A 19,565-nucleotide genomic window follows, 5' to 3' on the forward strand; every position below is an offset into this window, starting at 1 on the left:
TTTTCAAAGTTTCCTTTGCAACTTCAACCACTTGCGCTTTCGATCTCTCGTTAGCGGGAGGCGAATTCTACAGCGTTACTCGCTGCTGTCAACACCTCTTTTACACCGCTGCCGACCGAGAAGATCGAATCGTCAACTAGGCAAAAACAGACCGCCTGATCAACTCCTTCTGGGCTTCGATGACCTGAAGCAACTCGCTGTCGAAAACCGCATAACTCATTGTTTACCAATGAGTTTTCCGTTTCGACTGCGCCGGAAGTGGGGCGAATTATAGACTTCCAGAATCTGCCGTCAACCCTTAATTAAGCTTTTCTATCAAACACTTGCAGAACGCCGGAAAACAGCCCGTTTTGCTCTCTATATAGGAGAGTAAAACCACTCCCCTATATAGAAGAAACCCTCAGAGCACCCCGGCCTCTTTGAATGCGGCCACAACGCCAGCATCCAGACCCAACACCCGCTGCAAAACCTCCAGCGTATGCTCCCCTAATAGAGGAGGCGCATTGCGATACTCCACAGGCGTTTCGGACAGACGAATCGGACTCGCCACTTGCGGCACCATCCCGGCCAGCACATGGGGCAGCTCGATCGCCAACCCGCGCGCCTTAACCTGAGGATCCGCAAACATCTGAGCCAGATCATTGATCGGCCCGCACGGCACACCTGCTTGCTCCAACTGCAGCACCCACTCAGCAGTCGTCTTGAACACAGTCGCCTGGCGAATAAGTGGAATCAACACCGCACGATTCGCCACCCGCAACTTGTTGGTCGCAAAGCGTGGATCATCTGCCCACTGCGGCTGACCAGCGACTTCAGCAAACTTGCGAAACTGCCCGTCATTACCCACGGTGAGGATGAAGTCTCCATCCGCCGTAGGAAAGTCCTGATAAGGCACGATATTCGGATGAGCATTACCCAGGCGCTTCGGAGCATTGCCCGTAGTCAGGTAATTCATTGCCTGGTTAGCCAGACATGCCACCTGAACATCCAGCAGCGCCATATCAATATGCTGGCCACCACCGTCATGATCCCGATGCGCAAGCGCTGCAAGGATCGCCACAGTCGAATAGAGACCGGTCAAAATGTCCGTCAGCGCCACGCCGACCTTCACCGGCCCGGCACCCTCATCCCCTTCGGGTCGCCCCGTCAGACTCATCAGGCCGCCCAGCCCCTGGATCATGAAGTCATAACCCGCGCGCTTGGCGTAAGGGCCTGTCTGGCCAAACCCGGTAATCGAGCAATAGATCAGATTCGGATTGATCGCCTTCAGAGACTCATAGTCCAAACCGTATGCCGCCAGCCCACCGACCTTGAAGTTCTCGATCAGGATGTCCGACTTCGCCGCCAGATCGCGCACCAGCTTCTGCCCTTCAGGCCGAGTGAAGTCGATGGTGACCGATTGCTTGTTGCGATTGGCCGACAAGTAATAGGCGGCCTCGCTAGTGTTCTCGCCATAGGCGTCTTTAAGGAAGGGAGGCCCCCAGGCGCGGGTGTCATCGCCATTACCCGGGCGCTCGACCTTGATCACTTCGGCGCCAAGGTCAGCAAGGATCTGCCCGGCCCAAGGCCCGGCCAGCACCCGCGATAAATCCAGTACCCGTAGATGCGAAAGCGCGCCCATGGCCGTTCTCCTATTAATAGAACGCCTGGATGCCAGTCTGCGCACGACCGAGGATCAGCGCATGGACGTCATGCGTACCTTCATAGGTATTCACCACTTCCAGGTTGACCAAGTGGCGAGCAACACCGAACTCATCGGAAATACCGTTACCACCCAGCATGTCGCGCGCCATGCGAGCAATGTCCAGGGACTTGCCGCAAGAGTTACGCTTCATCATCGAAGTGATCTCGACCGCTGCAGTACCCTCGTCCTTCATACGACCCAGACGCAGGCAGCCTTGCAGCGCCATGGTGATCTCGGTCTGCATGTCGGCCAGCTTCTTCTGGATCAGCTGAGTGGCGGCCAATGGGCGACCGAACTGCTTGCGATCCAGAGTGTACTGGCGAGCGGTATGCCAGCAGAACTCGGCAGCACCCAGCGCACCCCAGGAGATGCCATAGCGTGCGGAGTTGAGGCAGGTGAACGGACCTTTCAGACCACGCACATCCGGGAAAATGTTTTCTTCAGGGACAAACACGTTGTCCATGACGATCTCGCCGGTGATGGAGGCACGCAAGCCGACCTTGCCGTGAATCGCCGGAGCGCTCAGGCCTTTCCAGCCCTTCTCCAGAACGAAGCCACGGATGTCACCCGCATCGTCCTTGCCCCATACGACGAACACATCGGCGATCGGGCTGTTGGTGATCCACATCTTGCTGCCGGTCAGGCTGTAGCCGCCTTCCACTTTGCGTGCACGAGTAATCATCGCGCCTGGGTCGGAGCCGTGGTCAGGTTCGGTCAGACCAAAGCAACCGATCCATTCACCCGAGGCCAGTTTCGGCAGGTACTTCTGCTTCTGGGCTTCGGTACCGAATTCATTGATCGGCACCATGACCAGCGAGGACTGCACGCTCATCATCGAGCGGTAGCCGGAGTCGACGCGCTCGACTTCACGGGCGATCAGGCCGTAGCTGACGTAATTCAGGCCGCTGCCACCATACTGCTCAGGGATCGTCGCGCCCAACAGACCTACTTCACCCATCTCGCGGAAGATCGCCGGGTCAGTCTTTTCATGGCGGAAAGCTTCGAGAACACGCGGCGCGAGCTTCTGTTGAGCGAATTGCTCAGCGGTGTCGCGGATCATGCGTTCTTCTTCGGTGAGCTGTTGATCCAGCAGCAGGGGATCGATCCAGTTGAAGCTAGCTTTACCGCCCATGAGTGTGTCCTCTCGAATCGGGTCAAATAACGTGGGCTGATCCTAGGCCGGGTTCGGCGTTACGGCAAACGAGGATTTTGCATACTGTTGTGCTAATTTCTCACTCCGAAACATCGCAAAATAGCTTTTATGCGATGTATTAGTGAGGTTGACGTACATGCGCAGGAAAATCCCCAGCACAACGGCCCTGATCAGCTTTGAAGCGGCGGCTCGCCACGAAAGTTTTACCAAGGCAGCCCAGGAGCTTTCGCTCACTCAGGGCGCCATTTGCCGACAGATCGCCAGCCTTGAGGAGTTCCTCAGCGTAGAACTGTTCCGACGCTCGCGACGCGGGGTCAAGCTGACGGAGGCCGGTCTTTCCTACAGCCGCCGGGTGGCCACCCAACTCGATGCCGTTGAACGGGACACCTTGTCAGTGATGGGCCAGCAAGGTGCCAACGTGATCGAGCTGGCGGTGGTTCCAACCTTTGGCACTCAATGGCTGCTGCCAAGACTCAAGGATTTCCAGCAAAAACACCCGGAAGTGACGGTCAACCTCACCAACCGAACGCGCCCCTTTCTGTTTGCTGATACCGACTTCGATGCCGCGATCTATTTTGGTGACGCGGACTGGTCGGGTACCGAATCCCACAGGCTGATGGGCGAAAATCCGATGCCGGTGTGCAGCCCCAATCTCATGGGGAAAAAGACAACCCTGTCTCCCGGCGAAATCGCCGAATTACCCCTGTTACAGCAAACCACTCGCCCTTATGCCTGGCGCCAGTGGTTCAACTCTCAAAACCTAAATATTCCGCGAGACATGACAGGGCCGCGCTACGAGCTATTCTCCATGCTTGCTCAAGCCGCCATGCACGATATGGGTATAGCGCTGATTCCGCCGTTCCTGATTCAACGCGAACTGGCCGAGAAGCGCCTGGTCATTGCCAACAGCCAGGCGCTATCAAGCATCAAGGCGTATTACTTGATGATTCCCGAGCGAAAGGTCGAATCGGCCTCTTTAAGGGCATTTCGCGATTGGCTGGTCAATCAGGCACAGAGCTACAGCCTAGAAGGATAAAGGATTTTCGCCATTTACTGACTCCGTAGTCAACAAAATCAAAGCACTACAGATATAAGTATTTGTCGCGTATTCGAAAACTGTATGGACAAGCAGTACAAACGTCCCACAAGGGCCTGAAAACGTGGCCTTGAGCCTCTATTACAGAGCAATAACGACTCATTCACCTGACCGATGCGTAAATTCTTCAATTTTCACAAGAATCCTTACAAGGCACGGCCTGCAAGGGATTGAGCCGGTCAGTTGCGACATTCGGTCACGGGGTGACTTGTAGTTAATTTTCCGTCACCCGTCATAAACCCTTGAAGGGCACTAAGTTCGCCTGCAAAATGCCGCGCCCCGCCCTGATTTGGCGGGATCGTGCTGATCGGCCGCCCCAGCCGCACCATCCGAAGTGCCTGGGTTTACTCAATAAGATCACGCAGGAGATTTGACGTGCACATTGGTGTTCCTCTCGAAACCCAGACCGGTGAAACACGGGTTGCTGCAACCCCGGAAACCATCAAGAAGCTGATCGGCCAGGGGCATAAGGTCACTGTGCAAAGCGGCGCCGGCATTAACGCCAGCGTTGTCGACAGTGCCTATGAAGCGGCAGGCGCAATTATTGGCAGCGCCAACGATGCGTTTGGTGCCGAGCTGATTCTCAAGGTGGTCGCCCCCAGTGACAGCGAGCTGACGCTGATAAAGAGCGGCACCGTTGTGGTGGGCATGCTCAACCCGTTCAGCAATGAAACCATTGCCAAGCTGGCTGAGTGCGGCATTACCGCGTTTGCGCTGGAAGCCGCGCCGCGTACTTCCCGCGCTCAGAGCCTGGATGTGCTGTCCTCCCAAGCCAACATCGCCGGCTATAAAGCCGTGTTGTTGGCCGCTCACCACTATCCACGCTTCATGCCGATGCTGATGACTGCTGCGGGTACCGTGAAAGCGGCACGCGTGCTGATTCTCGGGGCTGGCGTGGCCGGTTTGCAGGCGATCGCTACGGCGAAACGTCTGGGTGCAGTGATCGAAGCGTCTGACGTACGTCCTGCGGTAAAAGAGCAGATCGAATCCCTTGGCGCCAAGTTCGTCGACGTGCCTTACGAAACCGATGAAGAGCGCGAATGCGCCGTTGGTGTCGGCGGTTACGCACGACCAATGCCTGCCAGCTGGATGCAACGTCAGGCCCTGGCCGTGCACGAACGCGCCAAACAGGCTGACATTGTCATCACCACCGCACTGATCCCGGGCCGCAAGGCACCGACGCTGTTGAGCGCGGAAACCGTGGCGCAGATGAAGCCGGGTTCGGTGGTCATCGACCTCGCGGCAGCCCAGGGCGGCAACTGCCCGCTGACCGTGGCTGACCAGGTTGTGGTCGAGAATGGCGTGATCATTTGCGGCCCAACCAACCTGGCCGGCGCAGTCGCGGCAGACGCTTCGGCGCTGTACGCACGCAACCTGCTGGACTTCCTGAAGCTGGTCTTCAACAAAGAAGGCCAGTTCGAGATCAACCTCGAAGACGACATCGTCGCCGCGTGCCTGATGTGCCGCGACGGCCAAGTCATCCGCAAAAACGCCTAAGCAGGGATTCAGACGATGGAAGAGCTTATCTCCCCCGGTATCTACAACCTGATCATCTTCGTGCTGGCGATTTATGTCGGTTATCACGTGGTCTGGAACGTTACACCTGCACTGCACACGCCTTTGATGGCGGTGACCAACGCGATCTCGGCGATCGTGATCGTCGGCGCCATGCTGGCCGCGGCTTTGACCGTAACGCCACTGGGCAAAACCATGGGCACCCTGGCGGTAGCTCTGGCAGCGGTGAACGTATTTGGTGGCTTCCTGGTAACCCGCAGGATGCTTGAAATGTTCAAGAAAAAAGCCCCAAAAGCAGTAAAAGAAGAGGCGCCTAAGTAATGAGCATGAATCTTGTAACGACGCTCTACTTGATCGCGTCGATCTGCTTCATCCAGGCGCTTAAAGGCCTGTCGCACCCGACCACGTCGCGGCGCGGCAATGTGTACGGCATGCTCGGCATGGCGCTGGCGATTCTCACCACCGTGGGCCTCGTCTATAAGCTGGGCGCCGAGTTGGCCACCGCCGGCATCGGCTACGTCATCGTAGGTCTGTTGGTCGGCGGCACCGCCGGCTCGATCATGGCCAAGCGCGTTGAAATGACCAAAATGCCGGAACTGGTCGCCTTCATGCACAGCATGATCGGTATGGCCGCGGTGTTCATTGCCATCGCTGCTGTCGTTGAACCGCAATCGCTGGGCATCGTCAAGCAACTGGGTGATTCCATTCCTGCCGGTAACCGCCTGGAACTGTTCCTCGGCGCGGCCATCGGTGCAATCACCTTCTCCGGTTCGGTGATCGCGTTCGGCAAGCTGTCGGGCAAGTACAAGTTCCGCCTGTTCCAGGGCGCACCCGTACAGTTCGGCGGTCAGCACAAGCTGAACCTGTTGCTGGGCCTGGCGACACTGGGCCTCGGCGTGACCTTCATGCTGACCGGTAACCTGAACGCCTTCGCGTTGATGCTGGCCCTGGCCTTCGTGCTGGGCGTGCTGATCATCATCCCGATTGGCGGCGCAGACATGCCGGTGGTTGTGTCGATGCTCAACAGCTACTCCGGCTGGGCAGCGGCGGGCATCGGCTTCTCGCTGAACAACTCGATGCTGATCATCGCCGGTTCGCTGGTGGGTTCGTCCGGTGCGATCCTCTCGTACATTATGTGCAAAGCGATGAACCGTTCGTTCTTCAACGTACTGCTTGGCGGTTTCGGCAATACGGCGGACGCGGCCGGCCCTGCTGGCTCGAAAGAAGCCCGCCCGGTGAAATCCGGTTCGGCTGATGACGCGACCTTCCTGCTGACCAACGCCGACACCGTGATCATCGTTCCAGGCTACGGCCTGGCGGTAGCGCGGGCGCAGCACGCGCTGAAAGAACTGACCGAGAAGCTGACCCATCGCGGCGTGACCGTGAAGTACGCGATCCACCCGGTCGCCGGTCGTATGCCTGGCCACATGAACGTATTGCTGGCCGAGGCCGAAGTGCCTTACGACCAGGTGTTCGAGATGGAAGACATCAACTCCGAGTTTGGCCAGGCCGACGTGGTGCTGGTGTTGGGCGCCAATGACGTGGTCAACCCGGCCGCCAAGAACGATCCGAAATCGCCAATTGCCGGTATGCCGATTCTCGAAGCGTTCAAGGCCAAGACCATCATCGTCAACAAGCGCTCGATGGCCAGCGGCTATGCCGGTCTGGACAACGAACTGTTCTACCTCGACAAAACCATGATGGTCTTCGGCGACGCCAAGAAAGTCATCGAAGACATGGTTAAAGCTGTCGAGTAAAACCTGCTCCAGCGCAATACCCAAAACCTCAGCCTTTAGTAGGCTGGGGTTTTTTATTGCCCGCTAAAAACCGACCAAAGGCTCTAAATCAAGGCTCTGCATTCGACCATGGTAGCGGGAGGAATTTTTTTGAAATCACTAGACTGCATACCTTGCTTTCGTTGCCCGAGATAACAATCCATGTACCGTGATCGTATTCGCTTGCCTTCGTTGTTGGATAAGGTGATGAGCGCCGCTGACGCTGCCGCTCTGATTGAGGACGGCATGACCGTCGGCATGAGTGGTTTCACTCGCGCCGGTGAAGCCAAAGCCGTGCCCCACGCATTGGCCGAGCGCGCCAAAATCACCCCGCTGAAAATCACCCTGATGACCGGCGCGAGCCTGGGCAACGACCTCGATAAACAGCTGACCGAAGCTGGCGTATTGTCACGACGCATGCCCTTCCAGGTCGACAGCACCCTGCGCAAGGCTATTAATGCCGGCGAAGTGATGTTCATTGACCAGCATCTGTCGGAAACCGTGGAGTCGCTGCGCAATCAGCAACTCAAGCTGCCGGACATCGCGGTGATTGAGGCCGTGGCGATCACCGAGCAGGGCCATATCGTGCCGACCACGTCGGTGGGTAACTCGGCCAGCTTCGCGATTTTCGCCAAACAGGTGATCGTCGAGATCAACCTCGCGCACAATCCGAATCTCGAAGGTCTGCACGACATCTATATCCCGACCTATCGGCCGACCCGCACACCGATTCCGCTGGTAAAGGTCGACGATCGCATTGGCAGCACTGCCATCCCGATTCCGCCGGAAAAGATCGTCGCTATCGTGATCACCAATCAGTCTGACTCGCCGTCCACCGTACTGCCGCCGGACGTTGATACCCAAGCCATTGCCGACCACCTGATCGACTTCTTCAAGCAGGAAGTGACTGCAGGGCGCATGACCAACAAGCTCGGCCCGCTGCAGGCCGGGATTGGCAACATCGCCAACTCGGTGATGTGCGGCCTGATCGACTCGCCATTCGAAGACCTGACGATGTACTCCGAAGTGCTTCAGGACTCGACCTTCGACCTGATCGACGCCGGCAAGCTGAGCTTTGCTTCAGGCAGTTCAATCACCTTGTCGAGCCGTCGCAATACCGATGTTTTCGGCAACCTTGAGCGCTACAAGGACAAACTGGTCCTGCGCCCGCAAGAAATTTCCAACCACCCGGAAGTGGTGCGCCGGCTCGGCATCATCGGCATCAACACGGCGCTTGAGTTCGACTTGTACGGCAACGTCAACTCCACCCACATCTGCGGCACGCGGATGATGAACGGCATCGGTGGCTCGGGCGACTTTGCGCGCAATGCGCATTTGGCGATCTTCGTGACCAAATCGATCGCCAAGGGCGGCGCAATTTCCAGCGTGGTGCCGATGGTCAGCCACGTTGATCACACTGAGCATGACGTCGACATCCTTGTCACCGAGATCGGTCTGGCGGACTTGCGGGGCCTGGCGCCGCGAGAGCGTGCTCGAGTCATCATCGATAACTGCGTGCATCCGGACTATCGCCAAGCCCTGAATGACTACTTCACAGCCGCGTGTGCACTCGGCGGACATACGCCGCATATCCTGCGCGATGCCCTGAGCTGGCACATCAACCTGGAAGAAACCGGGCGAATGCTCACGGTGTAATTGGTACAGATAGCAGCTGACGCAAACACAGTTTCGTCAGCTTGCTGTTGCCAGATCAAATCCTGAATAAAACTGTACTGCTGTACCGGTCTTTTCCTACCGTAATTGCCTACCTTTCCGAGTCAATCAAGCAAAAACGCACGATATTGGTGCGGACAAGTACAGTTGCCTCAATTTAGACCAGTACACCACCCTTTAACAGTTAACTGGTACCTCACAATACAGGTGAACTGTATCTAGAGAGACTGGCCAAACGAGAGGATCATTGGCATCAGTTAAACCACTACCTAATCCCGCCATAAGCGGAAGGATGTCAACCATGGAACGTACACTCAGTTCCGAGCTGTTTTTCGAAGACAACGCCGTAAAAACCCAGGCTTCCACGCCTCTTCGCGTTCTCGCCAACCTGATGCTGTGGCAGCGCCGCATCTCCAGCCGCCATCAACTGGCTCGTCTGGATTCGCGTCTGCTGGCTGACGCAGGGATTAGCGAAGCACAACGCTACGAAGAGCTGAGCAAGCCGTTCTGGCGCTAAGTTAGCGTCGCTGGCTCTGACCCACCGGGTCCACCGCCAGCACTCCAAATTGAAAAAACAAAGCCCGTCGTGGGAAACCACGACGGGCTTTGTCGTTTTGGACCCTCAACATGGGTCATACAGTAGAGATTCCGTTTAACAGGTACAGTTTTACTATTTACACAACTGAACCAGTACAATTTCAGCGCAGTGTGTCTGTTGCGACAGAGCGGACGGGATCACCATGAACTCCCGAACTGCCAGCAAAAGGACCGCGCCATGAATCACTTACTGGATGTTTCCGTTTCCACGCGTCAATCAACACCTCGTTTCCTTTGGTTTCGCAGGTTGCTGAGGGGCGTTGCCAACAACCTGGAAAGGGCCCGAACCCGGCGTTTACTGGGCCAACTTGATGACCGGCAACTCTCGGATCTGAACATCAGCCACGCGGATCGTCTCAACGAATTGGATAAACCGTTCTGGCGTTAACTTCCTGCTTGAACAGACGGGACTGTGCGAACCGACACTCATAGGCCTAATATCCAGATGAAACGTGGCGAACGCTGCATGATAGGCGTCTGACTCAACAGACACTGCGCCACCTCTCAATCGGTTTCCAAAGGAGTTTCACCATGTCCCGTCTTCGTCTGCTCAGCGCTGCAGCCCTGCTTGCCGTGGCTGCCAATTCCCACGCCACCAGCTTCATCGTGACTACCGACGCTGTCGTCGGCGCGCTCAAGGCCACGTCCGATGCAACCTCCGATGTCACGTCTTCCTTTCGTGATGACAAAATCGTACGCGCCGCCCGTGACGACGCCGCCAGCTTCGTGGCCAGCGAAGGCGCCATTCGTGGCGTGAAACTGGAAAGTGCACTCGACCATATTCGTCACCAGGCACCTCAGCTGAACGCGACTGATGCACAACTGGCGCAAGCCATACTGACTATCTAAGCGTCATCACTGACGAGGGACACGCCCGCCGTGTCCCAATGTTTCGGCGCTGGCTCTAGACCGGGCGTTGCGCTAGCCTTGCGACTCGCCTTCAGCTATCGAGTCTCATGCGTTTTCTTTCAAATCTGCTGATCTCTCCGCTTTTCGTGGCGGCCTGCTGGGTGGGCTCGGCCCATGCCTATGACGCCTTCAATCTGTCTACACAAGGCATCGTGGCTACCGGCTACGCCACAAGCATGGTGACCTCCGCCCCCTTCGACCGTAAGCTGCTAGTCGCGGCACAAGATGATGCTGCGGCGTTCATCGCCAGTGACGGCCAACTGCGGGGAGCACAATTGGAGTCCGCCCTGAATTATCTGCGCCGCACCCAGCCAAAACTTCATGCAAGCGACCTTGAACTGGCGCAGACAATTCTCGTCCAATAGTTATCCTTGTTCTTGCGGAGTCGTTCCATGCGTAGCCCACTGATTGCTGCCACCCTAGGCCTGTTGTTGTTGGCCGATGTGGCCCAGGCGCAAACCCTGGTAGCCACCAGTAACATCCTCATCAACGCCACCCGGCGCACCCTTGATTTCACCTCCGATACCACGACGTCCATCCGTGACTCGAAGATCGTCCGTGAAGCTCATGACGATGCGGCCAGTTTCGTCGCCAGCGATGGCGATATTCGTGGCGCGCACCTGGAGGCGGCCTTCAACACGTTGCGCACCCGCGTACCGGAAGCTCGCGACGCCAGTGATCAGGTTCTCGCCGAAGCCATCCTCGCACTGTGAGGTCGCCAGGCGCCTGGCTGTTGGCCGGGGTCATGTTGCTGCTCGGCAACACGGCCCAGGCTGACTTGCAATTAAGGCTTAAAACCGAAGGCCTCAGCCCCGCTCAACAGCAGGCCAGTCAGGCGCTGCTCGATGAAGCCATGCAGGCGCTGCCGCCGCGGTTCATCGAGCAGCTCGACCGACGCATCGACGTCGGCTGGACCGATGACATGCCGAGCAACGCTTACGGCCAGGCGTCGCTGGTGTCCGAGCTCGACCTGAACCGCAACCTGCTTGCCGGCCTCACTGACGGCAGCGCCGCGACCAAAAAGACTTATCGCCCCCATGGCACCGTGCGCCGCGAAATGCTTGCCACGGTGTTGCACGAACTCACCCACATTTATGATCGCTCGCGCCTGTGGCCCGACGCAGAGCGCACGCTGATTCAGCGCTGCACCCGGCGCAACAGCAGCTCGGGGCTGGTTGGTATCCCGGATCAATGCCGCGGCCAGTCCGACCGACGCTTTACGCTCAGCGACGACCCGCACCTGCTCGACCTCGCCGGCTGGCCACAGTATGTCGGCCGTCGTGGCGAACGCGAACAGTACAACCGGCAAATTGCCCGCAGCCCGGACATTTACGAGACGAGCAGCCCCAAAGAATTCGTCGCGGTCAACATGGAGTATTTCCTTCTCGACCCCTCCTACGCCTGTCGCCGTCCGGCGCTGTACCGCTACTACAAAGAACATTTTGGCTGGGCGCCCGCCGCTAAAGACACCTGCGGCAAAACCTTCTCCTTCCTCAACGCCGGCAATGATTTCGCCAAAACACCACTGGGCCAGGTCGATCCGGAACGGGTCTACGCCGTCGACTATCTGCTGGCAGAAGCCAACCAGAACTGGGTCAGCCGCTGGGGTCACAGCATGTTGCGGCTGGTGATCTGTGCACCCGGCCGGCCACGCGGGCCGGATTGTCGACTGGATCTGGATCAGCATCTGGTGCTGTCCTACCGCGCCTTCGTCGGTGACGTGCAGCTGTCGAGCTGGGACGGACTGGTGGGCAAATATCCGTCACGCCTGTTTGTCCTGCCGCTGGCCCAGGTCATCGACGAATACACCAAGACCGAACTGCGCAGCCTGGCCTCGGTGCCGCTGAACCTGTCGCGCAGTGAGATCGAAGACGTGGTGGAACACGCCGCCGAAATGCACTGGAGTTACGACGGCAACTACTTCTTCCTGTCCAATAACTGCGCGGTAGAGGGCCTGAAGTTACTGCGTAGCAGTACCAACAATACAAAACTGGTCGGGTTGGACAGCATCATGCCCAACGGTTTGCTGGAAGTGCTCAAGGGCCGCGGACTGGCGGACACCAGCGTGCTGGATGATCCCCGCGAAGCGCTTCGCCTGGGTTATCGTTTCGACTCCTTCCGCGATCGTTATCAAGCGATGTTCGAAGTGCTGAAGAAGCACTTGCCGATCAAGCAGGAAAAGGTCGAAGACTGGCTCGCATTGAAAGCTGAAGAGCGTCGGCAATGGATCGATCAAGCCGATTTGCGCACCAGCGCAGCCTTGCTGTTATTAGAACAGGCAGCCTTCCGCCAACAATTGGTGCTGGCCCAGGACGAAGTAAAGCAACGCTATCTGGGCGCTCGGGAATTGAAGAACGGCGGCATGGACAAGGCCAACGCAACTTTGCAGCAAATCCTTGCCAACAGCGGCTTCCTCAGCCGTCCGGCGGAGCTGCTCGGCACCGGTGGTTATGGATTGCCGCAGCCGAGTGAGTGGCAGCGTCTGGAATCGGAAAGCAGTCTGCGGCAGAAGCAGCTTCAGGCACTGACAGGCGATCTGGACAAAGAGGTAAGAGCGCTGCTTGAACCGAGTCGTGCGGCTGAGATGGCCGCCAATGAAGCCAATGTGAAGCAGGTGGGTGAGCATCTGAGAAAGCTGCACAAAGCGTCAGGCGGGTTGGAGTTGCCATGATAGAAACACCGCAGGACTTGTAATTGAATGGACTCGCCCAAGCTGACGCGTCTGTGCGCCGCGTTGGCATTCTTTTAGAAGCCAACGGCAGCCGGCCCAACGCCCGGTTATCCAGGCGTTCGCCGTAATAGCCGTGAGGCAGCGGTCGGCCACGCACCAGATGAACAGCAAAAAGGGCTTCAGAACGTAGTCCTGAAGCCCTCGGCCTTGCTGTTTAGTCTGTACCGCGAGGCTCTGATTCCTCTGTATCAGGAACTTTACCTTCAGCTGACGCGGGCTTTACGCACGCCGTCTGCCAGCGCCGAGCAAAGGCTCAACACGCCATCAACTGCCTGATCCGGCGTCGATGCATTGGCGATGTGATCGATCAACGCCGACCCCACCACCACACCATCAGCCAGACGCGCGATGGACGCCGCTTGCTCCGGTGTACGAATGCCGAAACCGATGCTGATCGGCAAATCGGTGTGGCGGCGCAGACGGGCAACGGCTTCTTCAACGTGTTCCAGCGTCGCCGCGCCCGCACCGGTCACACCGGCGACAGATACGTAATAGACGAAGCCTGAACTGCCGTTCAGGACGGTCGGCAGGCGTACATCATCGGTCGTCGGGGTGGTCAGACGGATGAAGTCCAGACCGGCAGCCTGGGCCGGGTCGCACAGCTCGCCGTTATGCTCGGGTGGCAGGTCGACCACGATCAAACCGTCAACGCCGGCCTCTTTCGCGTCAGCGATGAAGCGCGGCACGCCATACATGTGAATCGGGTTGAAGTAACCCATCAGCACCAGCGGCGTCTCGGTATTGCCTTCACGGAACTCGCGAACCATTTGCAGGGTTTTCGCCAGGTTCTGCTTGGCGCCGAGGGCGCGGATGTTGGCCAACTGAATTGCCGGGCCATCGGCCATTGGATCGGTGAAGGGCATGCCCAACTCGATCACGTCGGCACCCGCGCCGGGCAAGCCTTTGAGGATCGCCAGCGAGGTGTCATAGCTCGGGTCGCCAGCGGTCACGAAGGTCACCAGGGCGGCACGATTCTGTTCCTTGAGTTCGGCAAAACGCGTTTGCAGGCGGCTCATCAGTGTTTCTCCTGCTTGGATTGTTCCATGTGGTGCATCACGGTTTGCATGTCTTTGTCGCCACGACCGGACAGGTTGACCACCATCAGGTGATCTTTCGGCAGGGTCGGTGCACGCTTGAACACTTCAGCCAGGGCATGGGCGCTTTCCAGTGCAGGAATAATCCCTTCCAGGCGGCAGCATTTGTGGAATGCGTCGAGGGCTTCGTCGTCGGTTACCGAGGTGTATTGAACGCGGCCGATGTCATGCAACCAGGCGTGTTCCGGGCCGATGCCTGGATAGTCGAGGCCGGCAGAGATCGAGTGAGCGTCGATGATCTGGCCATCGTCGTCCTGCAGCAGGAAGGTACGGTTGCCGTGCAGTACGCCCGGTACGCCGCCGTTCAGGCTGGCCGCGTGTTTACCGGTTTCAATGCCGTAACCTGCCGCTTCAACGCCGATAATCTCGACGCTCTTGTCGTCGAGGAACGGGTGAAACAGGCCCATGGCGTTGGATCCGCCACCGATGCACGCCACCAGGCTGTCCGGCAGACGACCTTCCTGGTCTTGCAGTTGAGTACGGGTTTCTTTGCCGATAACGGCCTGGAAGTCGCGAACCATCGCAGGATAAGGGTGCGGGCCGGCCACAGTGCCAATCAAGTAAAAGGTGCTGTCGACGTTGGTCACCCAGTCACGCAGGGCTTCGTTCATCGCATCTTTCAGGGTGCCGGTACCGGCCACGACCGGGATCACTTCGGCGCCCAACAACTTCATGCGGAACACGTTGGCTTGCTGACGTTCGATGTCAGTGGTGCCCATGTAGATCACGCAATCGAGGCCAAAACGCGCAGCCACGGTGGCGGTCGCCACACCGTGCATGCCAGCGCCGGTCTCGGCGATGATGCGTTTCTTGCCCATGCGCCGCGCCAGCAGGATCTGGCCGATGCAGTTGTTGATCTTGTGCGCGCCGGTGTGGTTCAGCTCTTCGCGCTTGAGGTAAATTTTCGCGCCGCCGCAGAACTCTGTCAGACGTTCGGCAAAGTAAAGTGGGCTTGGACGACCCACGTAGTCGCGCTGGAAGTAGGCCAATTCTTCTTTGAATGCAGGATCATCCTTGGCCAATTCGTATTCACGGGCCAGATCGAGGATCAACGGCATCAGGGTTTCAGCGACGTAACGGCCGCCGAACGCGCCAAACAGGCCGTTGGCGTCGGGGCCGTTGCGCAGATTAGTCTGGGTCATGGGTCGCTCCAGTTGAATACGTGGGGTGATGCTTTTGAAGAGAGAGTGGGCTTCACTCTACCCCTGACGCCTCAGGCTGAAAACCGATAAGATCGCTGCAACCTGTCAGGAAAACTCACATATCCCATGAGCCATGACCTTCCCCCGTTGAACGCCCTTCGGGCCTTCGAAGCGACTGCCCGCCTGAACAGCGTCAGCAAGGCCGCCGAACTGCTGCACGTCACCCATGGTGCGGTCAGTCGGCAACTCAAGGTGCTTGAAGAACACTTGGGCGTAAGCCTGTTCATCAAGGACGGACGCGGCCTTAAACTCACAGATTCCGGCATTCGTTTGCGCGATGCCAGCGGTGAGGCGTTCGAGCGTTTACGGACTGTTTGTGCAGAGCTGACCCAAAGCACCGCCGATGCACCGTTCGTACTGGGTTGCTCGGGAAGCTTGTTGGCACGCTGGTTTATTCCCAGGTTGGGACGATTGAATACCGACCTGCCGGACCTGCGCCTGCACCTGTCGGCTGGCGAAGGTGATCTCGATCCACGTCGCCCGGGGCTGGACGCCTTGCTGGTGTTTGCCGAGCCACCGTGGCCAGCGGACATGCAAGTCTATGAGCTGGCGAGCGAACGGATCGGCCCGGTCATGAGCCCACGATTTGCGGGCTACGAACGTCTGCAAAACGCACCGCCCGCAGCGCTGCTGAGTGAGCCATTGCTGCACACCACCTCACGCCCGCAGGCCTGGCCAAGCTGGGCACAGCAAAGCAGCCTCGACACCAAAGCATTGAAGTACGGACAGGGTTTCGAACATTTGTATTATTTGCTGGAGGCTGCAGTGGCCGGCCTGGGTGTGGCGATTGCGCCCGAGCCGCTGGTGGCCGAGGACTTGAAGGCTGGTCGCCTGGTTGCGCCTTGGGGCTTCAGTGAAACCCCGGCGCAACTGGCGTTGTGGCTACCCAAGCGCGCCGCGGACGGGCGCGCTCGGCAACTGGCGCAGTGGCTCAAAAACGAGCTGCGCCAGACGGATTAGTCACCGCGTTTGAACAGCAGATAAGCCGCGAGCAGACCCAATGCACCGACAGCCACACCCGCTGTCGTCCAAGGGTGTTCCTGGGCGTAGTCCCGCGTGGCAATCCCGGTTTCACGGGTTTTGACTTTGACTTCTTCGTACGCATCGCTGAGCAGATGGCGCGAATGCTTCAGCGCGTTCTCGGCGTTGCTTTTCAAGGCTTTAAGGGTTTTACGCGACTCGTCCGAGGCGTCGTCCTTCAGGTTTTCCAAAGACTTCAGCAGACTCTCGATTTCGGCTTCCATGCTTTGCAATGAGGCTTTACGTAAAGAGGTGTTGGCCATGGTGGCTCTCCTGCATTGATTGAGTTGCGTGTGTTGGTTGGGACTTCAGGGGTTCGAGAAAGTGCAGTAAATCTGAACTTCCACTTCAGATTGGCTGACAGAAGTAATACGAAAAATCACTGCTAGGCTGTATTTCACACCCTGAGGAGAACGCCATGACTGACCATCACACCTACAAGAAAGTCGAACTCGTCGGTTCGTCCACCAGCAGCATTGAAGACGCCATCAACAATGCACTGGCCGAGGCCAGCAAAAGCCTCAAATATATGGAATGGTTTGAAGTGACTGAAACCCGCGGGCACATCAAGGACGGTAAGGCAGCGCACTTTCAGGTGACGCTCAAAGTCGGGTTCAGGATTGCCAGTAGCTGAGTTTGAGCTAGTCTTCTGAGCCTGCGCGCTGGCCGAGCGCCATAGGGAATGGCAAAGCGCTACATATTTACATCCGGCTGATTGCTGGGTGGCCCTATTGATCCGACCAGGGAATGCGACCCGATGAAGAATTTTATTTTAACGGTAGGTTTGTTGATTTTTGCGGGATCAGCCCTGGCCCAGGGCAAGTCGTGCGAAGAGCTGAAAGCCGAAATCTCGGCGAAACTTGATGCCAAGGGCATTTCTAATTATTCACTGGAAATCGTCGATAAAGGCACTGCTGCCGGTGGGAAAGTCGTCGGCACCTGTGAGAAAGGCTCCAAGCAAATCGTCTACAAGCAGGGCTGACCTCCCTCGAAAATGAAAAAACCGACGCAATGACGTCGGCTTTTTTGGGCTCGCTGTTTGAGCGTCAGCCCTTCATGACCTGGGCCAGCAGCTCATAGGAGTGCACGCGATCGGCATGTTCGTACAGGTCGCAGGTAAAAATCAGCTCGTCCGCCTGGGTCTGCTCGATCAGCACTTCCAGTTTGGCGCGGATTTTCTGCGGACTGCCAACCATCGCCAAGCCAAGGAAATCGCCGACGGCTTCTTTTTCATGAGGCAGCCACAGGCCGTCCATGGTTTTTACCGGTGGACGTTGCACCAGGCTCTGGCCACGCATCAACGCCAGGATGCGCTGATAGACCGAGGTCGCCAGATAATCGGCCTGCTCGTCGGTGTCGGCAGCCACCAACGGCACACCGAGCATCACGTAGGGCTTATCCAATACCGCTGAAGGCTTGAAGTGATTGCGGTAGACGCGAATGGCCTCATGCATGAAACGCGGTGCGAAATGTGAAGCGAAGGCGTAGGGCAAACCGCGTTCACCCGCCAGTTGTGCACTGAACAAGCTGGAGCCCAGCAGCCAGACCGGGACATTGGTGCCGGTGCCTGGCATTGCGATGATCCGTTGGTCCGGAGTGCGCGGGCCGAGGTAGCGCATCAGTTCCGCCACGTCTTCCGGGAAATCGTCGGCGCTTCCAGAGCGTTCACGACGCAAGGCGCGGGCGGTCATCTGGTCGGAACCGGGGGCACGGCCCAGGCCCAGGTCGATCCGGCCCGGGTACAGACTTTCGAGCGTGCCGAACTGCTCGGCGATCACCAGCGGCGCGTGGTTTGGCAGCATCACACCGCCCGAACCAACACGAATGGTCGAGGTGCCGCCCGCCAGGTAGCCAAGCAGTACCGACGTCGCCGAACTGGCAATGCCGTCCATGTTGTGGTGTTCGGCAACCCAGAAACGGTTGTAGCCGAATTTTTCGACGTGCTGCGCCAGGTCCAGGGAATTGCGCAGCGACTGGGCCGCGCTGCCGTTCTCCCGCACGGGCACCAGATCGAGGGTCGAGAACTTGATATCGGACAGTCGTTTCATAAGCCTGCTTCTCCAATTGAGGGCGCAGGTTTTTCTTACAAACGAAAACCTGCCGAATCTATAAGCGTGATTCATGCAATGAGGGCATATACCCGAGTTTCAATAGCAGAGGCAAAATTCCTACCGAATTTGAAGAAAGATCAGATGAGGTGAACTTTGCAGCGCGGTCTATCCTCAGAACCCTAGCAACCGAAAACCACAAAGGCGCGACCCTTCGCGCCGGATCTTGAGGAGGCATTCATGGCTATCACAAAGAAAGCATCGGCTCATTGGGAAGGTGATCTGAAAACCGGCATCGGCTCTATTTCCACGGAAACCGGTGTCCTCAGAGAAGCACCCTACGGCTTCAAGGCTCGCTTCGAGGGCGGCAAGGGCACCAATCCGGAAGAGTTGATCGGCGCAGCGCACGCAGGCTGCTTCTCCATGGCGTTTTCGATGATTCTCGGCGATGCCGGTCTCAAGGCTGACAGCATCGATACCAATGCCGAGGTCACCCTGGACCAGGTGGACGGCGGATTCGCGATCACAGCAGTGAAACTGATCCTCAAAGCGAAGATTCCTGGGGCGACTCAGGCTCAATTTGAGGAACTGAGCAATAAAGCCAAAGAAGGCTGCCCGGTTTCCAAAGTGCTGAATGCGAAAATCAGCCTGGATGCAACATTGGTCAGCTGATAGTGGGTTGTCGCGCTTCCCGATTAAAGGTCGCAGCCTCGGCCGGCTGCGATCTTTTTTGCGCTGAAACAAAACCTGGCTGGCGAGATTGTGGTCGAATAAATGACAGCAGCTAAAACGCATCATCGTGCGCGCTGCCTCAAAGGAGCTTCAACCATGAAACGTTTTGCCTTGGCGGTTATCTGTTGCGCGCTGGCCACATCGGCCCTGGCGGCAACGAAATCCTGTGAAGAACTCAAGGCCGAGATTGAAGCCAAGATCCAGGCCAATAACGTCTCGTCCTACACGCTGGAAATCGTCACCAACGAGGAAGTACACGATCAGAACATGGTCGTCGGTTCGTGCGAAGGCGGCACGAAGAAAATCATCTACCAGAAGAACGACCGCTGATTCAC

General features: G+C 57.7%; 22 protein-coding genes and 1 pseudogene. 16 read left to right on the plus strand and 7 right to left on the minus strand.

The genetic code is table 11. From position 1 onward, the window contains the following. Positions 1–400: 400 nt before the first annotated feature. The gene (locus PMI27_RS14460) at positions 401–1,621 is read right to left on the minus strand and encodes a CaiB/BaiF CoA transferase family protein (protein WP_008154477.1); all 1,221 of its coding nucleotides are present in this window, start codon (positions 1,619–1,621) and stop codon (positions 401–403) included. Between the two features lie 13 nt (positions 1,622–1,634). Then, positions 1,635–2,816, minus strand: coding sequence for an acyl-CoA dehydrogenase (locus PMI27_RS14455; RefSeq protein WP_008154475.1), 1,182 nt, complete (start codon positions 2,814–2,816; stop codon positions 1,635–1,637). Positions 2,817–2,973: 157 nt separating this feature from the next. On the opposite strand from PMI27_RS14455, the gene PMI27_RS14450 reads away from it, so the two are divergent. From PMI27_RS14450 to PMI27_RS14405, 11 genes are all read left to right on the plus strand, one after another. Continuing rightward, positions 2,974–3,873, plus strand: a complete 900-nt coding sequence (locus PMI27_RS14450; protein WP_008154473.1) for a LysR family transcriptional regulator — start codon at positions 2,974–2,976, stop codon at positions 3,871–3,873. Between the two features lie 435 nt (positions 3,874–4,308). Beyond that, a complete protein-coding gene (locus PMI27_RS14445) occupies positions 4,309–5,430 on the plus strand; it encodes a Re/Si-specific NAD(P)(+) transhydrogenase subunit alpha (RefSeq protein WP_008154472.1) in 1,122 nt (373 codons plus the stop codon). A 15-nt stretch (positions 5,431–5,445) separates the two neighbouring features. Next, the gene (locus PMI27_RS14440; protein WP_003187010.1) at positions 5,446–5,769 is read left to right on the plus strand and encodes an NAD(P) transhydrogenase subunit alpha; all 324 of its coding nucleotides are present in this window, start codon (positions 5,446–5,448) and stop codon (positions 5,767–5,769) included. Further along, positions 5,769–7,205 (plus strand): NAD(P)(+) transhydrogenase (Re/Si-specific) subunit beta, encoded by a 1,437-nt coding sequence (locus tag PMI27_RS14435; protein WP_008154469.1) that lies wholly within the window; start codon positions 5,769–5,771, stop codon positions 7,203–7,205. The genes PMI27_RS14440 and PMI27_RS14435 overlap by 1 nt, the downstream gene beginning before the upstream one ends. Positions 7,206–7,385: 180 nt before the next feature. After that, on the plus strand, positions 7,386–8,879 hold the full coding sequence (locus tag PMI27_RS14430) for an acetyl-CoA hydrolase/transferase family protein (protein WP_008154467.1): 1,494 nt from the start codon (positions 7,386–7,388) through the stop codon (positions 8,877–8,879). Between the two features lie 319 nt (positions 8,880–9,198). Continuing rightward, positions 9,199–9,414 (plus strand): DUF1127 domain-containing protein, encoded by a 216-nt coding sequence (locus PMI27_RS14425; RefSeq protein WP_008154465.1) that lies wholly within the window; start codon positions 9,199–9,201, stop codon positions 9,412–9,414. Positions 9,415–9,672: 258 nt separating this feature from the next. Further along, positions 9,673–9,882, plus strand: a complete 210-nt coding sequence (locus PMI27_RS30490; protein ID WP_008154463.1) for a DUF1127 domain-containing protein — start codon at positions 9,673–9,675, stop codon at positions 9,880–9,882. A 143-nt stretch (positions 9,883–10,025) separates the two neighbouring features. After that, complete coding sequence (locus tag PMI27_RS14420; RefSeq protein WP_008044656.1) at positions 10,026–10,343, plus strand: DUF2388 domain-containing protein; 318 nt, start codon at positions 10,026–10,028, stop codon at positions 10,341–10,343. A 107-nt stretch (positions 10,344–10,450) separates the two neighbouring features. Further along, on the plus strand, positions 10,451–10,768 hold the full coding sequence (locus tag PMI27_RS14415; protein WP_008154461.1) for a DUF2388 domain-containing protein: 318 nt from the start codon (positions 10,451–10,453) through the stop codon (positions 10,766–10,768). A 27-nt stretch (positions 10,769–10,795) separates the two neighbouring features. Beyond that, complete coding sequence (locus PMI27_RS14410; protein ID WP_008154459.1) at positions 10,796–11,116, plus strand: DUF2388 domain-containing protein; 321 nt, start codon at positions 10,796–10,798, stop codon at positions 11,114–11,116. Further along, positions 11,113–13,074: a DUF7844 domain-containing protein gene (locus PMI27_RS14405; RefSeq protein ID WP_008154458.1), complete on the plus strand. Its 1,962-nt coding sequence runs from the start codon at positions 11,113–11,115 to the stop codon at positions 13,072–13,074. Before PMI27_RS14410 ends, PMI27_RS14405 begins: the two co-directional genes overlap by 4 nt. A gap of 85 nt (positions 13,075–13,159) precedes the next feature. On the opposite strand, the pseudogene PMI27_RS32500 reads toward PMI27_RS14405, so the two are convergent. The 3 genes and pseudogenes from PMI27_RS32500 to trpB all read right to left on the minus strand — a co-directional run. After that, positions 13,160–13,240, minus strand: a pseudogene (locus tag PMI27_RS32500) (anti-virulence regulator CigR family protein); the annotation flags it as partial. 97 nt (positions 13,241–13,337) lie between these two features. Beyond that, on the minus strand, positions 13,338–14,150 hold the full coding sequence (trpA, locus tag PMI27_RS14400) for a tryptophan synthase subunit alpha (protein ID WP_008152530.1): 813 nt from the start codon (positions 14,148–14,150) through the stop codon (positions 13,338–13,340). Next, entirely contained in the window at positions 14,150–15,370 is a 1,221-nt protein-coding gene (gene trpB, locus PMI27_RS14395) for a tryptophan synthase subunit beta (protein ID WP_008152527.1), read from the minus strand. The genes trpA and trpB overlap by 1 nt, the downstream gene beginning before the upstream one ends. Before the next feature lie 126 nt (positions 15,371–15,496). Here trpB and PMI27_RS14390 point away from each other — a divergent pair, with 126 nt between their 5' ends. Then, a complete protein-coding gene (locus PMI27_RS14390) occupies positions 15,497–16,390 on the plus strand; it encodes a LysR family transcriptional regulator (RefSeq protein WP_008152525.1) in 894 nt (297 codons plus the stop codon). Here PMI27_RS14390 and PMI27_RS14385 read toward each other — a convergent pair. Then, positions 16,387–16,713: a DUF883 family protein gene (locus PMI27_RS14385; protein WP_008152522.1), complete on the minus strand. Its 327-nt coding sequence runs from the start codon at positions 16,711–16,713 to the stop codon at positions 16,387–16,389. The two genes, PMI27_RS14390 and PMI27_RS14385, sit on opposite strands and share 4 nt — an antisense overlap. Positions 16,714–16,868: 155 nt before the next feature. Between PMI27_RS14385 and PMI27_RS14380 the strand changes: the two genes are divergently transcribed. Further along, positions 16,869–17,084: a dodecin gene (locus PMI27_RS14380; protein WP_008027736.1), complete on the plus strand. Its 216-nt coding sequence runs from the start codon at positions 16,869–16,871 to the stop codon at positions 17,082–17,084. A gap of 123 nt (positions 17,085–17,207) precedes the next feature. After that, complete coding sequence (locus PMI27_RS14375; protein WP_008152520.1) at positions 17,208–17,432, plus strand: DUF1161 domain-containing protein; 225 nt, start codon at positions 17,208–17,210, stop codon at positions 17,430–17,432. 64 nt (positions 17,433–17,496) lie between these two features. Here the strand turns inward: PMI27_RS14375 and PMI27_RS14370 are convergent, their stop codons facing one another. After that, entirely contained in the window at positions 17,497–18,498 is a 1,002-nt protein-coding gene (locus PMI27_RS14370; protein ID WP_008152518.1) for an LLM class flavin-dependent oxidoreductase, read from the minus strand. Between the two features lie 240 nt (positions 18,499–18,738). On the opposite strand from PMI27_RS14370, the gene PMI27_RS14365 reads away from it, so the two are divergent. Together PMI27_RS14365 and PMI27_RS14360 are read left to right on the plus strand one after the other, a co-directional pair. Further along, complete coding sequence (locus PMI27_RS14365; RefSeq protein WP_008152515.1) at positions 18,739–19,170, plus strand: OsmC family protein; 432 nt, start codon at positions 18,739–18,741, stop codon at positions 19,168–19,170. Positions 19,171–19,326: 156 nt separating this feature from the next. Continuing rightward, on the plus strand, positions 19,327–19,560 hold the full coding sequence (locus PMI27_RS14360) for a DUF1161 domain-containing protein (protein ID WP_008152512.1): 234 nt from the start codon (positions 19,327–19,329) through the stop codon (positions 19,558–19,560). The last annotated feature ends 5 nt before the right edge of the window (positions 19,561–19,565 follow it).

Origin of the sequence: Pseudomonas sp. GM41(2012) (genome assembly GCF_000282315.2) — a bacterium.
Classification (GTDB): domain Bacteria; phylum Pseudomonadota; class Gammaproteobacteria; order Pseudomonadales; family Pseudomonadaceae; genus Aquipseudomonas.

Bases quoted from the DNA above. Each gene is read 5' to 3' on its own strand.
- PMI27_RS14460 (WP_008154477.1), bottom strand. From the start codon at position 1,621: ATGGGCGCGCTTTCGCATCTACGGGTACTGGATTTATCGCGGGTGCTG.
- PMI27_RS14455 (WP_008154475.1), bottom strand. From the start codon at position 2,816: ATGGGCGGTAAAGCTAGCTTCAACTGGATCGATCCCCTGCTGCTGGAT.
- PMI27_RS14450 (WP_008154473.1), top strand. From the start codon at position 2,974: ATGCGCAGGAAAATCCCCAGCACAACGGCCCTGATCAGCTTTGAAGCG.
- PMI27_RS14440 (WP_003187010.1), top strand. From the start codon at position 5,446: ATGGAAGAGCTTATCTCCCCCGGTATCTACAACCTGATCATCTTCGTG.
- PMI27_RS14435 (WP_008154469.1), top strand. From the start codon at position 5,769: ATGAGCATGAATCTTGTAACGACGCTCTACTTGATCGCGTCGATCTGC.
- PMI27_RS14430 (WP_008154467.1), top strand. From the start codon at position 7,386: ATGTACCGTGATCGTATTCGCTTGCCTTCGTTGTTGGATAAGGTGATG.
- PMI27_RS14425 (WP_008154465.1), top strand. From the start codon at position 9,199: ATGGAACGTACACTCAGTTCCGAGCTGTTTTTCGAAGACAACGCCGTA.
- PMI27_RS30490 (WP_008154463.1), top strand. From the start codon at position 9,673: ATGAATCACTTACTGGATGTTTCCGTTTCCACGCGTCAATCAACACCT.
- PMI27_RS14420 (WP_008044656.1), top strand. From the start codon at position 10,026: ATGTCCCGTCTTCGTCTGCTCAGCGCTGCAGCCCTGCTTGCCGTGGCT.
- PMI27_RS14415 (WP_008154461.1), top strand. From the start codon at position 10,451: ATGCGTTTTCTTTCAAATCTGCTGATCTCTCCGCTTTTCGTGGCGGCC.
- PMI27_RS14410 (WP_008154459.1), top strand. From the start codon at position 10,796: ATGCGTAGCCCACTGATTGCTGCCACCCTAGGCCTGTTGTTGTTGGCC.
- trpA (WP_008152530.1), bottom strand. From the start codon at position 14,150: ATGAGCCGCCTGCAAACGCGTTTTGCCGAACTCAAGGAACAGAATCGT.
- trpB (WP_008152527.1), bottom strand. From the start codon at position 15,370: ATGACCCAGACTAATCTGCGCAACGGCCCCGACGCCAACGGCCTGTTT.
- PMI27_RS14390 (WP_008152525.1), top strand. From the start codon at position 15,497: ATGAGCCATGACCTTCCCCCGTTGAACGCCCTTCGGGCCTTCGAAGCG.
- PMI27_RS14385 (WP_008152522.1), bottom strand. From the start codon at position 16,713: ATGGCCAACACCTCTTTACGTAAAGCCTCATTGCAAAGCATGGAAGCC.
- PMI27_RS14380 (WP_008027736.1), top strand. From the start codon at position 16,869: ATGACTGACCATCACACCTACAAGAAAGTCGAACTCGTCGGTTCGTCC.
- PMI27_RS14375 (WP_008152520.1), top strand. From the start codon at position 17,208: ATGAAGAATTTTATTTTAACGGTAGGTTTGTTGATTTTTGCGGGATCA.
- PMI27_RS14370 (WP_008152518.1), bottom strand. From the start codon at position 18,498: ATGAAACGACTGTCCGATATCAAGTTCTCGACCCTCGATCTGGTGCCC.
- PMI27_RS14365 (WP_008152515.1), top strand. From the start codon at position 18,739: ATGGCTATCACAAAGAAAGCATCGGCTCATTGGGAAGGTGATCTGAAA.
- PMI27_RS14360 (WP_008152512.1), top strand. From the start codon at position 19,327: ATGAAACGTTTTGCCTTGGCGGTTATCTGTTGCGCGCTGGCCACATCG.